Below are 17236 nucleotides of genomic sequence, written 5' to 3' on the forward strand. Positions count from 1 at the left end.
CTCGCCGCGGCCACACCGATCGAGACGAGCACCGTCAGCGACCACACCCACCACGGCGAACTGCCGTACGCGGCGAAGCCGAACAACCCGAACACCGCGGCGAGGACCGCGAGATGCCAGATGAAGATGCCGTAGGACCATCGACCCAGCGTCAGCATCACCGTTGACTCGAGCAGCCGATGGCGCTGGTCGCCCAACACGATCGGCGCCAGCAGCCCGAACGCGACGGCGGCACCGAGCACCGTCTTGGTCGCGAACTCGGCGCTCGAGACCGCCGCGAGGCCGGTCGGTCCGGCGATCGGGGTGCATGCCAGCGCGTACGCGACCACCGCGAGCACACCCATGATGCGGCGGTCGGCCGCCATCCGTCGCAGCCGCGAGCCGTCTCCGGCATCGCTCACGCTCTCCGCGAGCACCATTCCCGCGACGAACCAGGCCAGGTGGCCGGGGAGCCAGTTGTCGACCGCGACGCCGGGGGCGAGAGGCAGAGTCGAGGCGACCCACGGCCACGCGAGGCACACCACGGCCGCGGCGACGAGGACCGGCGACCGCCACCGCGCACGCTCACCGCGCAACCGCGCGACGGACGCCGCGATCACCGGGAGCAGGAGATAGAAGCTGACCTCGACCGCCAGCGTCCACATCTGGGTGAGACCGGAGGTGAGCGAGTAGGGGACGTAGATCTGGGCGACGAACAGGTTGGCCAGCCACGTGGTGACGTCGGCACCCCGGGCCCCCGGCAGCAGCGCCAACACCACCACGACGACCACGAGGTACGCCGGCCAGATCCGGACCACCCGGTGGCGCAGATAGCGGATCGCCGAGGGCGCCTCACGCAGGCCCCGGGCCGCGGCGGCGTGCGGACGCCACAGCAGGAAGCCCGACAGCGCGAAGAACACGGCCACGGCCAGGTCGAGACGGCCGAGCACCGAGCCGAGCACCGACGAGTCCACCGACCCCGTCTGGAAGGCCACATGGGTGGTGAGGACACCGAGCGCGGCCAGCGCCCGCACACCGTCGAGCGCGGGGACGTGTCCGGTCGTGGCGCGCATGGGCTCGAAACTACCGCGCTCGACGGCCCCGCCGGATCCCGTGAGGGTGCAGGCCCGACTGTTAGTCTCGCTCGCAGGGTGGGACCCACAGGCCCACCACCGGCCGGAAACACCGTTCTCCGAAGGAGTCTTCGCCATGGCGTCAAGCCGTATGTCGGTCCGAGAGTTGGTGGGGCCCGTCCTCATCTTCATCGGGGCGCTGTTCGTGGTCGCCGCCATCGCGATGCCGCTGTACCTGGTGGGTCAGTTCCAGAAGACCCCCATGGACACCGACTACACCACCGTGTCGACCTCACAGCGCACCGACGGCGACTCGGGCAGCCAGGCGTTGCCCGCGCAGATCCTCAACCGGTGCTCACTGACGTCGTCGAAGCCGGAGGTGTCGCCGGCGAACCTGACCCGCCAGCAGCGCGTGGTGGTCGTCAAGCCCGCCAACAGCGACCGTGTCACGTTCCAGGCCGGCACCTCGGTGCGCATCAACCAGGTGCAGATCTCGGGCGAGACCGTCACGCCCAGTTCGGATTCGACGAGCGGCGGCGGCTGCCTCGGCGCGCTGCTGAGCGCGACCAAGGACCGCGTCACCACCAACCGCACCACCGGCGCCCCGGCGCTCGGTGGCGGGGGCAGCTCCGAGGTGCAGCTCGACTCGTCGGACAAGACGGTCACCATCCCCGACCGCCGAGGCCTGCAGTACCGCTTCCCCTTCGACACCGACAAGGGCAAGAACTACATCTACTTCGATCTCGCGAGCCGCACCACCAGCCCGCTGAAGTACGTCGACTCGACCGAGATCAACGGTGTGAAGGTCGACCACTTCTCGCAGGAGGTGCCCGAGGCGAACCTCGCGTCGCTCAAGGACGCCAACGGTGGCGTCCCGCAGGGCAGCCAGCTCACCCAGAGCGCCGCCTGGTACGGCGGTTTCCCCGGCATCGACGGCAAGCAGGTGCTGCCCGCCGACCTCTACCGCAAGACCACCCGCGACCTCTACGTCGACCCGACCACCGGGACCATCGTCAACGACCGTGAGCGCGTGCAGGAGTACTTCAAGATCTCGGGCATCAGCGACGACGCACCCGACGCCCTGAAGAACTTCTCGCTCACCAACCTCGACGCGACCTTCGCCTACGACCAGAAGACGCAGGAGCAGCGCGCCGCCGACGCCAAGGACCTGGCGTCGCCGATCAAGCTGTGGGGTCGGTGGATGCCCATCGTGTTCGGCATCCTCGGTGTCCTGGCGCTCGCCGCCGGCATCGTGCTGCTGCTGCGCGGCCCGCGTCGCACCCCCGCCACCGCGGGCGGCGACGACCCGTACTACCCGGTCGCGACCCAGGACACCGACGGCACAATCAGTGCCCGCGACGACTCGGACAACTTCCGTGGCTCCGACGACGCGACCTCGTCGTTCCCCGACCTGCGCAAGCGAGGGGGCGGGGCCGCCGGTGCGGGGCCGACCGACGACGATGCGACGCAGAACATCCCGCGCGTCACCGGCGACGAGCCGCACGGGTGGTCCGAACCCGACGAGAACGGTCCCGGCTCCGCCGAGACCCGTCGCGACGACGACCCGTGGAAGCGGAGCTGAGGCCGGCCGATCAGTTCGGCCGTCGCGGACCCGTCGGGGTCGGCAGGCACGTGATCGCGAAACATCCCGGGTTGCCCTGCAGGGGAGCGCGCAGCGGGGTGTCGCCGCACCGCACGAGGGTGCATCCCTTCGGCGCGTAGGGGCCGAGTCCGAAAGCGCCCAACGCGATCGAGGGATCGGCGAACTGGTCGGGGTCGACGGTGAGGTTGAACGTCGGGTGGTACGGTCCCGGGTCGGGCAGGCGCGGACGGACGATCGCCGCGGCCAGCAGGCGCAGGAAGTCGTGGTAGAGCTCGCTGTTGAGGCTCCCGCTGAGCAGCGTGATCGGGTCCGGCGAGACGTCCCCGAACGCACCGGTCCAGCTGACCAGCAGATCGAGGCTCGGGATGATGAAGTTGTTCTGCTGCATCAGCCCGACCATCGCGTAGGCGTCGGCGGGCATGCCGGCCAGCGGCGCCACGTCCTGCGTCTGTCGCGACGGGATGGACGGTCCCGTACACGGTGATCGGTTGAGCCAGAACAGGAATCCGTAGCACGGGTTCGTCGACGTCGGGGTCCGCAGGGCCGCGACGTAGTCCGAGGCGATGACCCGGCGACCGTTCCACGACCCGTCGTTCAGCATGAGCAGACCGAGGCGCGCGAAATCGCTCGGCGGCATGTAGAGGAACGCGTAGCCGTAGGTGTTGCCGCGGCGGTCACGGTTCCAGAAGTAGTCGCCCCGACCGATGCCCACCGGGGCGAACAGCTTCTCCTGCGCGTAGGTCTGGAAGTCCTGCCCCACGGCCGACTGCACGACGTGGGCGAGGAGGTCGGCGTTGTGCTGCCCGTATTCGAAGTAGGTGCCGGGGCGGTGCACGATCGGCAGGGCGAGTGCCTGTCCGACGATGTCGGTGTCGAGATCGAGTGCGGCCGGGATGCCCTCGCTGACGATCGACTGCTTGAGGCCCGACGTCTGGGTGAGGAGGTCGCGCACGGTGATGGCGCGGTGGGCGGCGTCGCCCTCGCCGACCGGCAGGTAGCGCCCGATCGGCGCGTCGAGGGAGAGCCGCCCCTCACTGAAGGCGACGCCGGCGACCATCGACACGACGGATTTCGTTCCGCTCCACAGGTTCCACGGGAGAGGGTCGGTCACGGCGTTGAACGGGCCACGACCGACGAGGCAGCCGTTGCGGAACACCGTGATGTTCGTGCGCAGCCGCGAGCTCGCGAAGGCGATGGCGGCGTCGAGCCTGCGTGCGTCGATCCCGACCGATGCGGGCGACGCGGTCGACGGGGCACCGGCCTCGGGTAGCGCGCACCGGGTCACCGTGGGCGTGGGGGCCGCGGTGGCCACCGTCGTCGAGGCGATGGCAGGGGTCACGGCCGTCACCGTCGCGAGGGCCACCACCACTCCCACGACGATCCGAAGGTGATCCAGAACACTTGACTTCATGGTAAACAGATAGCACCTGTTCGACCGTGAGTACAGTGACGCGGTGATCGAGCGCGGTGAACGCAGGCGCAAGCCCGGGCCGGAGGCGGTGCCGCTGGACCCGTTGCTGTCCGCGGCCGCCGAGGTCTTCGCCGAGCAGGGTTTCGCCGACGCCACCGTCGCCGCCATCGCGACGCGGGGCAACACCACCAAACCGACGCTGTACAAACACTTCTCCGACAAGGCGACGCTGTACGAGCGGTGCCTCGAGCGCGAGTTCGCCCACGCCCGCGACCACCTCTTCGCCGCCTACGACCGCGCCGAGGACCTCACGATCGACGACGAGGTCGCCGCCGACGTCGCCGCGTTCTTCGACTACGCCGCCGCCCGGCCGCACGGATTCCGGCTCATCGTCGAGATGCGCGACGCCGGTCCGCCGAGCGACCTGCGTGATCGCCTGAACGAGGCCATCGTGTCCCGTGTCGCCGACCGCATGGGCGTCGTCGCCGGCCTCGACCCGCAGGCACCGGCGATCCGACAGCTCGCGGCGATGGTCGTCGGATCGTCGGTGTACGCCGCGCGGGAGTCGCTGCTCGTCTCCGCGGTCGACCCCGGAGACGCCATCGCCGTCGCGGCGCGCTTCATCGCCGGCGGCCTCCGAGCACTGATGGAGACGGCACCGACGCCGCGCGTCGATCCGTGAGTCGTCGTCAGCCCAGGAGGGGCTTGAGCGCCGCCGCCGCGGTCTCGATGGTCCCCGGGATGTGGCCGTTGGGAACGAGGTTGATGATGACCCCGTCGACGCCCGGATCGAGGACGCGGCGCTGGATCTGCTCGGCGACGTCGTCGGGGGTGCCGACGAACATGCGGTCGGTGGCCTGGGCCCACCCGTCGGAATCGAGCGCGTCGACGTCCACCCCGGTCTTGACCATGTAGTCGCGCTGCATCTGTCGGGCCTTGTCGCCGTCGGGGTCGACCATCACGAAGGCGAGGAAGCTCGTCTCGATGCTCCCGCGGTCACGCCCGGCCTCCTCGCAGCGCGCGGCGAGGGCATCGAGCTTGCGGGGCAGCTCGCTCGCGTTGCAGATGATGTTCAGGTGATCGGCGTAGCGCGCGGCCAGTCCGAACGTCTTCTTCTCGCCGCCACCGCCCAGCATGATCGGCAGGGTGTCACGCACCCGCGGCTCGTTGAGCGTCGAATGCGCTTGATACCACGTGCCGTCGAGCTCGGGATGCCCGCCGCGCAGCATCGGTTCGATGATCTGCAGGGCCTCGTCGAGACGCTCGAAACGGTCGGTGAACGTGCCGAACTCGTAGCCCATCTGCTGGTGCTCGAGCTCGAACCACCCCGCTCCGATGGCCAGGACCGCACGGCCCGCACTGACGAGGTCGAGGGTGGTGACGGTCTTCGCGAGCATCGCCGGATTGCGGTAGGTGTTGCCGGTGACGAGGGTCGACAGCTGGATCGACTCGGTCGCGCCGGCGATCGCCGCGAGCAGCGTGTACGCCTCCAGCATCGGTTCCGACGGCTCACCCAGACCCGGCAGTTGGTAGAAGTGGTCCATCACCAGCACGGCGTCGAAGCCGCTGGCCTCGGCCTCGCGGGCCTGGGCGAGCACGGTCGGCACGATGTCGGCCGGCGTTCCGGGGTAGGTGAAGTTGGGGATCTGGTAGCCGAGGCGGATGCTCATGCCTCCACGCTATGCCCCTACCGCGCCGTCAGCCGATGAGATGCGCCAACTGCTCCATCAGTTCACCGCGCGTTCCGTCGACCTCGGAGTGTCGCAGTGCGCGGGCGTTGCGCACCACGATCTCGTCGTCGTCACCGGCGAGCAGATCCATCACCTCGGCGACGAAATCGGCCAGCGGCATCGCCCACTCGGCGTCGGCCTGGCCGTCGAAGATGTCGGTCTGCACCGCCGGCGGCACGAGCTCCCGGACGCGGACACCACTGTCGCGCAGCTGGATCCGTAGCGAGTCGGTGAAGGCGTGCACGAACGACTTCGTGGCCGAGTAGGTCGGGGTCACCGGCATGGGCGTGAACGCCAGACCGGACGAGACGGTCACCACGGTCGCATCGGGCACCGTCGCGAGATGTTCGGTGAACGCGCCCACCAGACGGATCGTCCCGAGGACGTTGGTGGTGACGATGCGTTCGGCGGTGTCGACGAAGTCGGCCGAGGTGAGGTCCTCCGGGCCGGCGACACCGGCCATCGTGATGAGGACGTTGAGCGCCGGGAACCGTGCGAGCACATCGGCCGCGACGAAGTCGATCGACGCCGGATCGGCGACATCGAGACGCGCGGTCTCGATGCCCGGGTGGCGGGCGGCGATGTCGTCGAGGCGTTCGCGGCGACGACCGGCGATCACCACGGTGTTGCCGGCGTCGTGCAGGGCGACCGCCAGGGCCTCGCCGATCCCGGAGGTCGCGCCGGGGAGGAAGATGGTGTTGCCGCTGATCTGCATGGTGATCTCGTTTCTCGTGTGCAGTGGCCGACTGGCCCGGTGACACCAGTCGACACCGGACCGTCCCGGGCAGGAAGGCACCGCTCATCGGGGGATCGCGGGTCCCTGGATGTGGCGCGCGCCAGTCGCCCATCATGGTCGGGTGGACACCGATCGCACGGGACTGGCCGAGTTCCTCACGCGCCGTCGCGAGGCGTTGGCCCCGGAGGACGTGGGCCTGCCCCGCGGACAACGTCGCCGTACGCCCGGCCTCCGGCGCGAGGAGGTCGCGATGCTCGCCGGTATGTCGACCGACTACCTGTCGCGACTCGAGCAGAAACGCGGTCCGCAACCGTCGGAGCAGATGCTCACCGCCCTCGCCCGGGCCCTGCACCTGTCGCTCGCCGAACGCGACCACCTCTTCATCCTCGCCGGTCACCATGCGCCGCAGCGCATCACGCGCAACGATCACGTACCGCCGGGGCTGTTGCGCATCGTCGATCGTCTCGGCGACACCCCCGCGATGGTCGTCAACGGGGCCGGCGAGACCCTCATCCAGACCCGTCCGGCCGTCGCCCTGCTCGGCGACGAGACCGCGTACACCGGGGTGCACCGCAGCGTCGTGTACCGGTGGTTCACCGACCCGCGACAACGGGCACGCGTCCCCGGGGCGGACCACGATCACCACGCCCGGGCGCACACCGCACGCCTGCGTCGCGCGGTCACCGTCGAGGGCCCGACGTCACGCGCCGCGGAGGTGAGCCGGGCGCTGACCGAGGTGTCGCCGGAGTTCGTCGAACTGTGGTCGCGACACGATGTCGATGTCGCACTGGAGGTCTCGACGAAACGGCTCGTCCATCCCGAGCTCGGCACGATCGAGGTCAACTGCCAGACCCTCACCGAGCCCGACCAGGGACTCCTGCTGCTGGTCTACACCGCCACCCCCGGCAGCGAGAGCCATCAGAAGCTGGGGTTGCTCGCCGCGGTCACGGCCTGACGGTGTCGTCGCGCGACACCACCGCGACCGTGAGCGCCGCGGCGGTGACCGCGCAGCCGGCCGCGATGAGGGCGAGCCCTGCGACCGAGGACGCGCACGTCAGGATCAGCACGACCTCCGCGACGAGCACCACCCACGGCACCGCGGCGACCCGGGTGCGATGCCGCGCGATGGCCGCCAGCAGCGCCACCTGCAGGACCGCGAGCGCGCCACCGGTGATCGCGAACAGCCACAGCAAACCCGCGACGGGGCGGTAGTCCTCGCCGATCACGATCGGCACCAGTGGGCCGCCCGCCACCGACGCGAGCGTGGTCGCCGCCGACAGCCCGACCAGGACCATCACCGCCGTCCGCAGTGTCGCCGCCGAACGCTGGGCATCGGCGAGGCGCGGGAAGATGACCAGCCCCACCGCCTGGGGCAGCCAGAACGCCACCTTGCTCGCCACCGTCCCGAGCGCGTAGACCCCGGAATCGCTCTCCCCCAACACCGCCCGCGCCAGCAGCAGGTCGACCGAGGTCGCCGAGATCAGCACCAGCTGCACCTGCGACGCCTGGAGCACACTCGCCGGCGACAACCGCGACAGCGACACCGCATGGGCCGCCGGGGCCACGAGGCCCGCCTGCCACGCGACCAGCACGGTGGCGGCCAGGGCGCCGATCATCGTCGCGAGCAACGCCGCCGCCGCACCGCCACCGAACGCGAGCGCCACGAACGGGGGCACGGTACGGGCCACCCCGACGGTCCCGATCACCCAGGCGAGTCGGCGGAACTCGGTGCGGCCCTGGATGATGCCCTGACCGACGGCGATCAGCACCAGCAGGGGCGCCACCGTGAACGCCGCCGCGGTCGCCACCCAGCCGGTGTGGGCGAACACGGTGAACGGCCACACCGCGATCGCGGCGAGCACCGCCACCACGGCCGCGGTGACCCCACCGAGATGGACCAACGACCCGACCGATCGACCGGCGACCACCTCCCGCGCGGTGACGGCCTGCACCGCGAGGGCCGGGACACCGAGCACCAGCGTCGCCTGCAGCAGCACCGCGAACTCGCCGTAGGCGGCGGTCGACAGCCAGGCGCTGGCGGGCAGGTGCACGAAGTAGGCGCACACGTTGGCGACCATGCTGCCGACGGCCACCAGGCCCACCGACCGCGCCATCGACCCTGTCGTCACCGCACGAGTCTGTCAGTCGGCACACCCACCCCAGGTCGTTCGCATCGTTTACGATCTGGTGCATGCCACGTCGCGCTGGATCGTTCCTCACCGGCCTGCTCATGGCCGTCGCCGCGCTCGTCGTGCCCGCGAGTGTCGGGCCCGCCGCCGCCGCACCGTGTGCCCCGCCCCCGGCCGCCGACACGTCCACCGCCCGGGGCTGGGTCGGCTATCTCGCCGCCCACCCGAACGACTACGGCTTGCTGGTCACCGATCGCGGGCGCGTGACGGTGTCGCACCGACCCGATCGGACGCTGCCGGCCGCATCGGCGGCGAAGATCATCACCCTCGCCGCCTACGGTCGCGCGGTCGCGACGGGCGCGGTCGACCCGAAGCGGACCGTCTCGGTCAACGAGTGGGAACGCTGGTATCTGCCGATCGACGGCGGCGCCCACGTGTCGGCCTTGAAATATCTCGGACTCCCCGCACTGCAGAACTTTCCCGGAGCCCGGCCCGAGACCCAGAGGGTGTCACTCGCGCAGCTCGCCGACGTGATGGTCCGGTTCTCCGACTCCGCTGCGTCCGATGCCCTGCGGGCTGCGCTCGGCGACGCGCGCCTGGCCGCGGTCATGGCTCGGTACGGGATGACAGGGCCACCACCGCAGTACGCCGGCCTGTACCTGAGCCTTCTCGATCCGACTTCGCGCGGGCAGTTCCGCGTGCAAGCCGCCGGGCGCCGTTACCACGACGACGCGGCCTATCGCACTGCGATGTTCACGCTCGCCACCCGTGGGGTGTCGGCGAGTGACTCCCAGATCGACGCGACCTACTCGCTGACCACCCGTTCGCTCAACACGCTGATCGGCTCGATCGCGACGGGGGCGTTCGGCCCGGGCTCGGAGCAGGCGCGGGCAGTGCTCGAGTTCCAGGGCGCCGCCGCAGACGGCTCGATGGTCGGATTCAAGGGTGGGAGCCTCGCCGCGTCCACCGACTCGGTACTGGTGGAGAACTTCGAACGCCGAACGGCGTCGGGCGCGATCACCACGGCGACCCTGATGGTCCGTGGTCTGTCGCGAAGCGACTTCGATCGCTCGAACTATGCCCAGCAGGAACTTATGTTGTCGGCGATGACCGACCCCGATGCCGCTGCGGCACTACGGTGCGCGGCCGGCGGTCACTAGTGTCGTGACCCATGGACCGCGTCGGGGCTCGGGCGACGCTGTGGCTCACGAGTGCGGCGCTGTCCGCGGTCGTCGTCGGTCCCGTGTTGGCCGGGGGCGACCTGCTCTACCGCGACGCCGTCTCCACGCCGCGCAGCCACGTCACCGACACCGCGCTCGGGCTCGGTGACACACCCGCCCGGGCGGTTCCGCAGGACTGGCTGATCGCGGTCGCGAGCCGCATCGTCGACGGTTCGACGGTGGTCGGCGGGCTCGTGTTCGCCGCGCTTTTGCTCGCCGGTGTCGGGTTCGGTCGCCTCGCGGGTCGCGTCGTCCCGGCCGCGCGGACGCCGGGGATGATCGCCGCCGCGATCATCGGGATCTGGAATCCGTTCGTCGCGGAACGTCTCCTGCAGGGACAGTGGAGTCTGCTGCTCGGCTACGCCGCGCTGGGGTGGGTGATCCTTGCCGCCGACGCGTGCCGGCGTCGGTGCGACCGACGTGCCTGGGCGGGTCTCGCGGCCTGGATCGCCGTCGCCGGGATCACCCCGACCGGATGGGTGTTAGCCGTCGTGGTGGCCGTCGCCGTGGTTCTGCCACGGCCGCGCGTGCTCGGCGGTGTCGCTGTGATCGGGGTCGTGACGAGCCTGCCGTGGACCGTCGCCGCGGTGCTGTCGACCGCACCGGCCACGTCCGACACCGCGGCCGTGGCCGCGTTCGCCGCGCGCGCCGAGACCGGCCTCGGGACCCTCGGCACCCTCGCCGGCCTCGGTGGCATCTGGAACGCCGACGCCGTCCCGTCGAGTCGCACCGGGGTGTGGGCCCCGGTCGCGACTCTGTGCCTGCTGGCCGTGGTGGTGATCGGGTGTGTCACGGTGCGGCGCCGGTGGCGTCGGGTCCGAATGATCGGGGTCACCGCGACACTCGCGGCGGCGGTGCTGGTGCTCGTCACACTGGCCGCGACCGCGCCCGGGCAGGCGGTGCTGCGCGCGCTCGTCGACACCGTGCCCGGCGCCGGACTGCTCCGCGACACCTCGAAGTTCGTGGCGCTGCTCGTCCCGTTCTTCGCGATCGCTGCCGCCGCGGCGGTGCAGACGATCGGGCGCATGGTGCCCCGGGGGCTGGCCGCGACGTTCGTCGCGTTGCTGGTGATCGCACCGCTGCCCGACCTGGCCGCCGGCGTGGGCGGCGAGGTGCGCACGGTGTCGCTGCCCGCGGACTTCGCCGACGTCGCTGCCCTGGTCCCGGCCGACGCCGGCGACGTGGTGGTGCTGCCGACCGGGTCGAATCGGCGCTACCCGTTCACCGACGGCGTCGTGTCGCTCGACCCCGCCGCCCGTGTGTTGCGTGCGCCGGTGCTCGCGACCGGTGAGCTGTTCGTCGACGGTCGGGCGGTCGACACCGCGGCCGACTCGCGGGCCGCCCGGGCCGAGGCGGTCCTCGCGCGCGGCGGGCCCCCGACCGACCTGGCGCGACTCGGGGTCGGCTGGGTGCTGGTCGAGGCGGTCGGACCCGAACAGTCGTCCCCGACGCTGCGGTCGTCGCCGGTGGTCTACCGCGGTGATCTCCTCACCCTGTACCGCGTGCCCGACCCCGTCGTCGTGCGCGCCTCGACCACCGACCGGGTGGTGTCGTGGGCGGCGCATCTCCTTTGGCTGGCCGTCATCCTCGGCGGGGCGTGCGTGGCCGGGTTCGGCCGAGTGGCCCCGCGTTCGGGTCGGCGGCTGTTCTCATGGGGGGCATGGAGAGCACCGACACCGCCGCCGACGTCGCCGCGATCTGCCGGCTGAAGTACCGCTACCTGCGCACTCTCGACACCAAACGGTGGGACGAGTTCTCCGCGACGCTCACCGAGGACGTGACCGGCGCGTACGGGACGTCGCTGACGTTCGACACCCGCGAGGGCCTCGTCGGTTTCATGCGCACCTCGCTCGGCACGGCCGAGATCATCACCGAACACCACGTGGGGCACCCCGAGATCGACATCGATCCCGGCGGCGACACCGCGACCGGACACTGGTACCTGCAGGACCGGGTGATCGCGCCGAGCGCTCAGTTCATGTTGTTCGGCGCGGCCGTCTACACCGACACCTACCGACGGACCGACGACGGTTGGCGGATCAGTTCGACCGGCTACGAACGGACCTACGAGGCGACGGTCTCGCTGGCCGACGTCCCGAGCTTCGGGCTCACCACCGGCCCGGCGATATGTCTCCCCGACGCCGCCGCCGACAGCACGGAGCCGACCGCATCGGCGGTGGCCGACCACGTCCAACCCGACACCCGCTGACGTCCCGCCTCACCCAGCGTGCGCCGACGATCGGGGTCGGCGAGCAGTTCGGCTGTGGCGCAGGCGAGTCCGGTCGATCGGGCGGTCTCGCCGCCGTCGACCAGGAGACCGGTCACACCGTCGATCACCGAATCGGTGAGCCCCCGCGACGTGCGGTACCCGATGGTGGGCACGGCATGCTGGGCCGCCTCGATGACGGCGAGGCCCCACCCTTCGGTCCGCGAGGGCATGAGGTGGATCTCGGCGCGCGCCAGCAGCTGGTGTTTGGTCGCCTCGTCGACATGCCCGTGGAAGGTCACGTGATCGACGATGTCGAGCTCGCCGGCTTTCTCGCGAAGGCGATCTCCCCACCAGCCGTCGCCGACGACGTCGAGGTGGACGGCGATGTCGCGGGCACGCAGGTGTGCCACCACCTCGAGCGCGTCCTCGATCTGCTTGTGCGGCACCAGCCTCGACAGCACCACGAGGCGGTGGCGGTCGGGGTCGACGGGCAGCGGCGTGGTGTGGGGCACCGGGTCGGCCCCCGCTCGCACGATGGCGACCCGCTCCGGCTCGACGCCCAGGGCGTGCAGGTCGCCGGCCGAGGGATCGGAGACGGTGAGGTACTGCCTGCGCCGATGCACCCGCGGCGAGATGCGTGACTCGATGAGCCAGCCGACCGCCCCGAGCAGCCGACCGGCGACGGGCCACTGCGCGCGGTGGCAGTGGTGCACGAGGACGACGACCGGTGCGCGGGTGACGGCGGCGGCGAAGAAGGGGATGCCGTTCTGGGTGTCGATGACGGCGTCGGGCGAGAGCCCTGCGAGGGGCCCGAATCCGAGGCGTCCCGCGACCATCGCGCCGAGCGCGCGCGGATACACCGACAACCGGCCGCCGCCGCGCGAGATGGTGATGCCGTCACGGACCTCGCGCCGGGCCGCACCGGGGTATCCGGCGGTGCGCAGCGTGACCTGCACGCCGCGCCGTGCGAACTCCGCGCCCACACGTTCGAGGTAGCGTTCGCTGCCGCCGCCCTGGGGGTGGTCGCTGTCGCGCCAGCACAGCAGCAGCACCTCTGCGGGCAGGGACGCGGAGTGGCTGGACACGTCTGCGAGGGTATCGGTCGTTAGGGTTCTGGCGTGTCCGCCCCGCCCCGGTCCCCGTTCGCCCGTCGCGCCACCCTGCGCCGCGCCGCCGGATTGCTCAACGACTTCCGGTACGAGCAGACCGACCCCGATCGCTTCTACTCCGCGCTGGCCCGCGACTCGGTCGATCTCGTGGCCGACCACCACGGCGACCTCGACGGTGCGGTGATACTCGACGTCGGCGGCGGTCCCGGTTACTTCGCCGACGGGTTCCGCGCCCTCGGTGCGCGGTATGTGAGCGCCGAACCCGACCCCGCCGAACTCCATGCCGCAGCACTGCCGCACCGCGCGACAGTGCGCGCCTCGGGGATGGACCTGCCGTTCGCCGACGGCGCGTTCGATGTCTGCTTCTCCTCCAACGTCGCCGAGCACGTCCGCGATCCGTGGCGCATGGGCGCGGAGATGCTGCGCGTCACGCGTCCCGGTGGCACCGTGATCCTCAGTTACACCCTCTGGTACGGCCCGTTCGGCGGCCACGAGATGGGCCTCACCCACTACCTCGGTGGCGCCCGCGCGGCCCGCATGTACACCCGACGCCACGGGCACCCACCGAAGAACCTCTACGGCACCAGCCTCTTCCGCGTCACCGCCGCCGATGGACTCCGCTGGGCCGCAACCGTTCCCCCCGACGCGGCCACTCTCGTCGCCGCGTTCCCCCGCTACCTTCCCCGATGGGCCTGGTGGGTGATGCGCGTTCCCGGTCTCCGAGAACTGTTGGGCAGCAACCTCGTGCTGGTGTTCCGCTCAGGCGGCGTCGAGTAGCGCCCGTATTTGTCGTTCGACGGGACTGACGGGTCGGTCGTGGTGACCGGGTGGCGCGGGTGCTCGGGAGGCGTGACTGTGCCCGGTGGGGGTGGTGAGTGTGGTTGTGTGTCTTCCGGTGTCGTGGTCGGTGACGACGAGCCAGCCGGGGTTCTGTTTGGCGCGGTTGTGGCTGACACACATACCGCTGCCGTTGTCTGCTGACGTCTCGCCGCCCCGTGAATGGGGTTCGGCGTGGTCGTATTCGGCGATCGGTGCGTCGCAATACGGGATGCGGCAGGACAGGTCACGGACGTCGAGGAAGTGCTTGAGCCCGGCCGGGAACAGGCGCGCGGTGGAGTCCATCGCGACCAGCGCTCCGCTCGACGGCGCTTTGTAGAGGCGGCGCAGTGTTGAGGCCGTGTCTGCGTCGAGGGCGGTGGACACCACCGCGCGCGCAGTGTCGGCGGGGATCGGGCCGTAGCCGGTGACCTGTGCTGCCGCAGAGCTGTCACCGAGGAGGACCTCGTCGGACATCACCAGGTTCACCGCCACGGGCAGTGCGCCTGCGGTCGCGGCGCCGGTGACGCGTTCGACGAGGGCGTCGGCCATCACCTGCGCGTGGGTGCGGTCATCGCCGCCGACGGTGGCATCGGCGTGCTTCTTCAGCGAAGCGAACACCGAGATCCCCGACACCAGCGGCAGCAACGCCGACAGCCGCACCATCCCGTCGGGAGCCGGTCGGGTACTGACGCGTCGGTCTGATGGCGCCAGCGCGTGACGATCGACGACGGCCTGCGGATCGAGTTCGTAGGCAATCCTCTTCACCTCGGCGTCGAGTGCGCGGTCCCCGACACCGTCTAGTAGCGAGGTGTCGGCGCAGATGCGGCGGTCGATCTCGCCGCGATCTTGTGCGGTGAGATGTGCGGTCTCGCGCACCAGGATCGTCGCCCGCCACTCGGTGAGCGCACCCGACGCCAACGCAGCACGCGTGTGCGGCATCTCGCGCATCAGCGCCCGCGCGAAACCGAGATACCGACCACCGGCCGACCCCGACGCCTTCCGCGCCAACGCCACCTCGGCGGCCAACCCACGACCCTGCCGAGCCGCGGGTACACCCACCGCACTCTCGGCCTCGACACGCAACTCTTCGAGCCGCATCGTCTCGACCGCCTGCGCCGCAGCACATCCCGCCTTGATCGACTCGAGAAGGGAGATCCGATCAATCGCGGTGGCTTCATCGGCGGCGTCGGGGACATCGGTGAGACGCGACAGAAACGATTGCAGTGCAACCACTGTCGCGTCCTGCATCGCTGTCATGATTCCCCCGAATCAACTCTCGAATGTAGGTTCGAGTGTATATGCGCCCACCGACAACCGCCACGACGATCGTCGTCCTGTGGACAACCTTGGACACGAGATGACCACGCGCACAGGCCGTTCGAGACTCTCCGGATCGAGCACGGGCAGAAAGGGTCAGCTCGCGGGCGCCTCACAGCGCAGCAGACCGGTCGACGAGGTGGAGGTGTTCAGCACCTTGCCGTCGCGGCTGATCGTGCATGTCAACTGACCCTGGAGAACCACCGCCGTCAGCGACGGCGTCACCCCGACATCGACGGCCACCGACCAGGGCGGAGTGATGAGTCGCGGGGTGATCTTGAACGTCTGGCCGGCCGAATAGGTCAGTCCGAGAACCTGACCGTTGCCGGTGATCTGGTAGAGGATCTGACCCGGGGTCGGGGTCGCCGTCGTCGACGGCTCCTCCGTGGGGATCGCGCCACCGGGGAGGTCCGGGACCAAAGAGTCGTCCGGCGCCGTGACCGACGTGCTGCCCGACGCCGCCAGATCGTTGTCGCCGTCATCGCCGCTGTTGTTCACCAGGAAATAGCCGGCGACCAACGCCACCACCAGGAGCAGGGCCACCACCGCGGCGACCAACCACAACGTGCGGTTCGAGTTGCCACCACCCGGCGGCGTCTCCCCGTACTGGGGCGCGCCGTACTGGGGCTGGGCGTATTGGGGTTGCCCGTACTGCGGCTGTCCGTATGGGGGCTGTCCGTACTGGGGCGCGCCGTACGGTTGCTGCCCGTACTGGGGTTGCGCATAGGGGTCCTGCGGGTACGGCCCCTGCGTATACGGCGCCTGGTCGGGGTCAAAGGCCTGGGTGGGCGGGTTCTGTCCCACCGGATCGACCGGACGCCACTGATCGCCCGCTCCGGGATCCTGCTCTCCACCGGGTCGTTCGGTCATCTCGCGGCCTTCCTCGTCCACCGACGCGCCGTCGGGTCGCCCACCAGTCTGCCTGTCCGGGCCCATCCGCCTCCCGGACACCGACGATTCGACGCCGGGACGCGACAAATCGGTCTTCGCCACGCCAACCGGTCCGAACTCTGATCAGGTGGTCTCACTCATTCCGTTATCACCGGCAACTAACAGTAGGGGTCCTCATGCGCCGCCAACTCGCCCTCACCCTGGCCGCCCTGGCCACGTCCGCGGTCGTCCCCACCCTCGCCGTCACCGCGAGCGCCGATGCCCCTCCGTCACGAACGCCATCACCGCATCCACCGGTATCCACGGCCACCCTCTCGTGGGCCGCAGGCCGCGCGGATCGAAGACCGGTCGCGTCGCCGCGGGCAGCACCTCGACCAACTGGGCGGGCTACGCGCAGACCGGGTCGGCCGGACAGTTCAAGACCTCCACCGCGTCGTGGACGGTGCCGAAGACCTCGAGCACCTACCCCGGCTACTCCTCGACGTGGGTCGGCGTGGACGGCGCCGCCAACAGCTACCTCACACAGACCGGCACCGAGGCCGACGTCGTCAACGGCAAGGTCTCCTACTACGCGTGGTGGGAGGTGATCACGCCCAGCGATCCCGCGCCGGAGACCCGGTTCAGCCGGTTCCCGATCTCTCCCGGCGACGCCATCACCGCGTCGGTGGTCACCAACGGCACAACCTCGACGATGACGCTCACCGACACCACCACCGGTCAGACCGCGAGCAAGACCGCCGCGTACACCGGCCCCGGCGCCTCGGCCGAGTGGATCCAGGAGGACACCGACGTCAACGGCTACATCTCCACGGCGCCCAACTGGGGGTCGGTCACCTTCCGCGCCATCACCGTCAACGGGGCCTCACCGGCGCTCACCGCGAGCCAGTCGATCGACATCGTCGACGGTCAGGGCACGCAGGAGACGCAGACCTCGGCACCCAGCGCCACGGCGAACGGCTTCACCACCACCTGGCTCGCCACCGGCACCCAGACCTACACCGGCTGATCCC

At 70.5% G+C, this 17236-nt stretch carries 14 protein-coding genes and 2 pseudogenes; 8 read left to right on the forward strand and 8 right to left on the reverse strand.

What is annotated here, in order from left to right:
* Positions 1-14: 14 nt before the first annotated feature.
* Positions 15-1271, reverse strand: a pseudogene (locus tag ACQ7HM_RS03950) (acyltransferase family protein); the annotation flags it as partial.
* On the opposite strand from ACQ7HM_RS03950, the gene ACQ7HM_RS03955 reads away from it, so the two are divergent.
* Positions 1189-2634 carry a DUF3068 domain-containing protein gene (locus tag ACQ7HM_RS03955; protein WP_434214923.1) on the forward strand — a complete coding sequence of 482 codons (1446 nt, stop codon included), beginning with the start codon at positions 1189-1191 and terminating at the stop codon, positions 2632-2634. The pseudogene ACQ7HM_RS03950 and the gene ACQ7HM_RS03955 sit on opposite strands and share 83 nt — an antisense overlap.
* A 10-nt stretch (positions 2635-2644) precedes the next feature.
* On the opposite strand, the gene ACQ7HM_RS03960 is transcribed toward ACQ7HM_RS03955, so the two are convergent.
* Positions 2645-3994, reverse strand: coding sequence for a serine hydrolase domain-containing protein (locus ACQ7HM_RS03960; protein WP_434214924.1), 1350 nt, complete (start codon positions 3992-3994; stop codon positions 2645-2647).
* 115 nt (positions 3995-4109) lie between these two features.
* On the opposite strand from ACQ7HM_RS03960, the gene ACQ7HM_RS03965 reads away from it, so the two are divergent.
* Positions 4110-4748, forward strand: a complete 639-nt coding sequence (locus ACQ7HM_RS03965) for a TetR/AcrR family transcriptional regulator (protein ID WP_434214925.1) — start codon at positions 4110-4112, stop codon at positions 4746-4748.
* Positions 4749-4755: 7 nt separating this feature from the next.
* Here the strand turns inward: ACQ7HM_RS03965 and ACQ7HM_RS03970 are convergent, their stop codons facing one another.
* Complete coding sequence (locus ACQ7HM_RS03970) at positions 4756-5736, reverse strand: LLM class F420-dependent oxidoreductase (RefSeq protein ID WP_434214926.1); 981 nt, start codon at positions 5734-5736, stop codon at positions 4756-4758.
* Between the two features lie 28 nt (positions 5737-5764).
* Positions 5765-6511, reverse strand: coding sequence for an SDR family oxidoreductase (locus ACQ7HM_RS03975; RefSeq protein WP_434214927.1), 747 nt, complete (start codon positions 6509-6511; stop codon positions 5765-5767).
* 142 nt (positions 6512-6653) lie between these two features.
* Between ACQ7HM_RS03975 and ACQ7HM_RS03980 the strand changes: the two genes are divergently transcribed.
* Entirely contained in the window at positions 6654-7487 is an 834-nt protein-coding gene (locus ACQ7HM_RS03980) for a helix-turn-helix transcriptional regulator (RefSeq protein WP_434214928.1), read from the forward strand.
* On the opposite strand, the gene ACQ7HM_RS03985 is transcribed toward ACQ7HM_RS03980, so the two are convergent.
* The gene (locus ACQ7HM_RS03985; RefSeq protein ID WP_434214929.1) at positions 7477-8661 is read right to left on the reverse strand and encodes a polysaccharide biosynthesis protein; all 1185 of its coding nucleotides are present in this window, start codon (positions 8659-8661) and stop codon (positions 7477-7479) included. The genes ACQ7HM_RS03980 and ACQ7HM_RS03985 overlap by 11 nt on opposite strands.
* Positions 8662-8723: 62 nt before the next feature.
* Here ACQ7HM_RS03985 and ACQ7HM_RS03990 point away from each other — a divergent pair, with 62 nt between their 5' ends.
* The 3 genes and pseudogenes from ACQ7HM_RS03990 to ACQ7HM_RS04000 form a co-directional block, all read left to right on the forward strand.
* Complete coding sequence (locus ACQ7HM_RS03990) at positions 8724-9821, forward strand: serine hydrolase (protein WP_434214930.1); 1098 nt, start codon at positions 8724-8726, stop codon at positions 9819-9821.
* A gap of 11 nt (positions 9822-9832) precedes the next feature.
* Positions 9833-11590: a hypothetical protein gene (locus ACQ7HM_RS03995; RefSeq protein ID WP_434214931.1), complete on the forward strand. Its 1758-nt coding sequence runs from the start codon at positions 9833-9835 to the stop codon at positions 11588-11590.
* A pseudogene (locus ACQ7HM_RS04000) lies at positions 11542-12009 on the forward strand (nuclear transport factor 2 family protein); the annotation flags it as partial. The gene ACQ7HM_RS03995 and the pseudogene ACQ7HM_RS04000, both read left to right, overlap by 49 nt.
* Here the strand turns inward: ACQ7HM_RS04000 and ACQ7HM_RS04005 are convergent.
* The gene (locus tag ACQ7HM_RS04005; RefSeq protein WP_434214932.1) at positions 11946-13175 is read right to left on the reverse strand and encodes a glycosyltransferase family 4 protein; all 1230 of its coding nucleotides are present in this window, start codon (positions 13173-13175) and stop codon (positions 11946-11948) included. The pseudogene ACQ7HM_RS04000 and the gene ACQ7HM_RS04005 overlap by 64 nt on opposite strands.
* 33 nt (positions 13176-13208) lie before the next feature.
* Here ACQ7HM_RS04005 and ACQ7HM_RS04010 point away from each other — a divergent pair, with 33 nt between their 5' ends.
* Entirely contained in the window at positions 13209-13976 is a 768-nt protein-coding gene (locus ACQ7HM_RS04010) for a class I SAM-dependent methyltransferase (protein ID WP_434214933.1), read from the forward strand.
* Here the strand turns inward: ACQ7HM_RS04010 and ACQ7HM_RS04015 are convergent.
* Both ACQ7HM_RS04015 and ACQ7HM_RS04020 read right to left on the reverse strand, forming a co-directional pair.
* Positions 13959-15266: a DUF222 domain-containing protein gene (locus ACQ7HM_RS04015; RefSeq protein ID WP_434214934.1), complete on the reverse strand. Its 1308-nt coding sequence runs from the start codon at positions 15264-15266 to the stop codon at positions 13959-13961. The two genes, ACQ7HM_RS04010 and ACQ7HM_RS04015, sit on opposite strands and share 18 nt — an antisense overlap.
* A 165-nt stretch (positions 15267-15431) precedes the next feature.
* Entirely contained in the window at positions 15432-16205 is a 774-nt protein-coding gene (locus tag ACQ7HM_RS04020) for a hypothetical protein (protein WP_434214935.1), read from the reverse strand.
* 337 nt (positions 16206-16542) lie between these two features.
* On the opposite strand from ACQ7HM_RS04020, the gene ACQ7HM_RS04025 reads away from it, so the two are divergent.
* On the forward strand, positions 16543-17232 hold the full coding sequence (locus ACQ7HM_RS04025; protein WP_434214936.1) for a G1 family glutamic endopeptidase: 690 nt from the start codon (positions 16543-16545) through the stop codon (positions 17230-17232).
* The last annotated feature ends 4 nt before the right edge of the window (positions 17233-17236 follow it).

Origin of the sequence: Williamsia sp. MIQD14 (genome assembly GCF_051025635.1) — a bacterium.
GTDB lineage: Bacteria > Actinomycetota > Actinomycetes > Mycobacteriales > Mycobacteriaceae > Williamsia_A.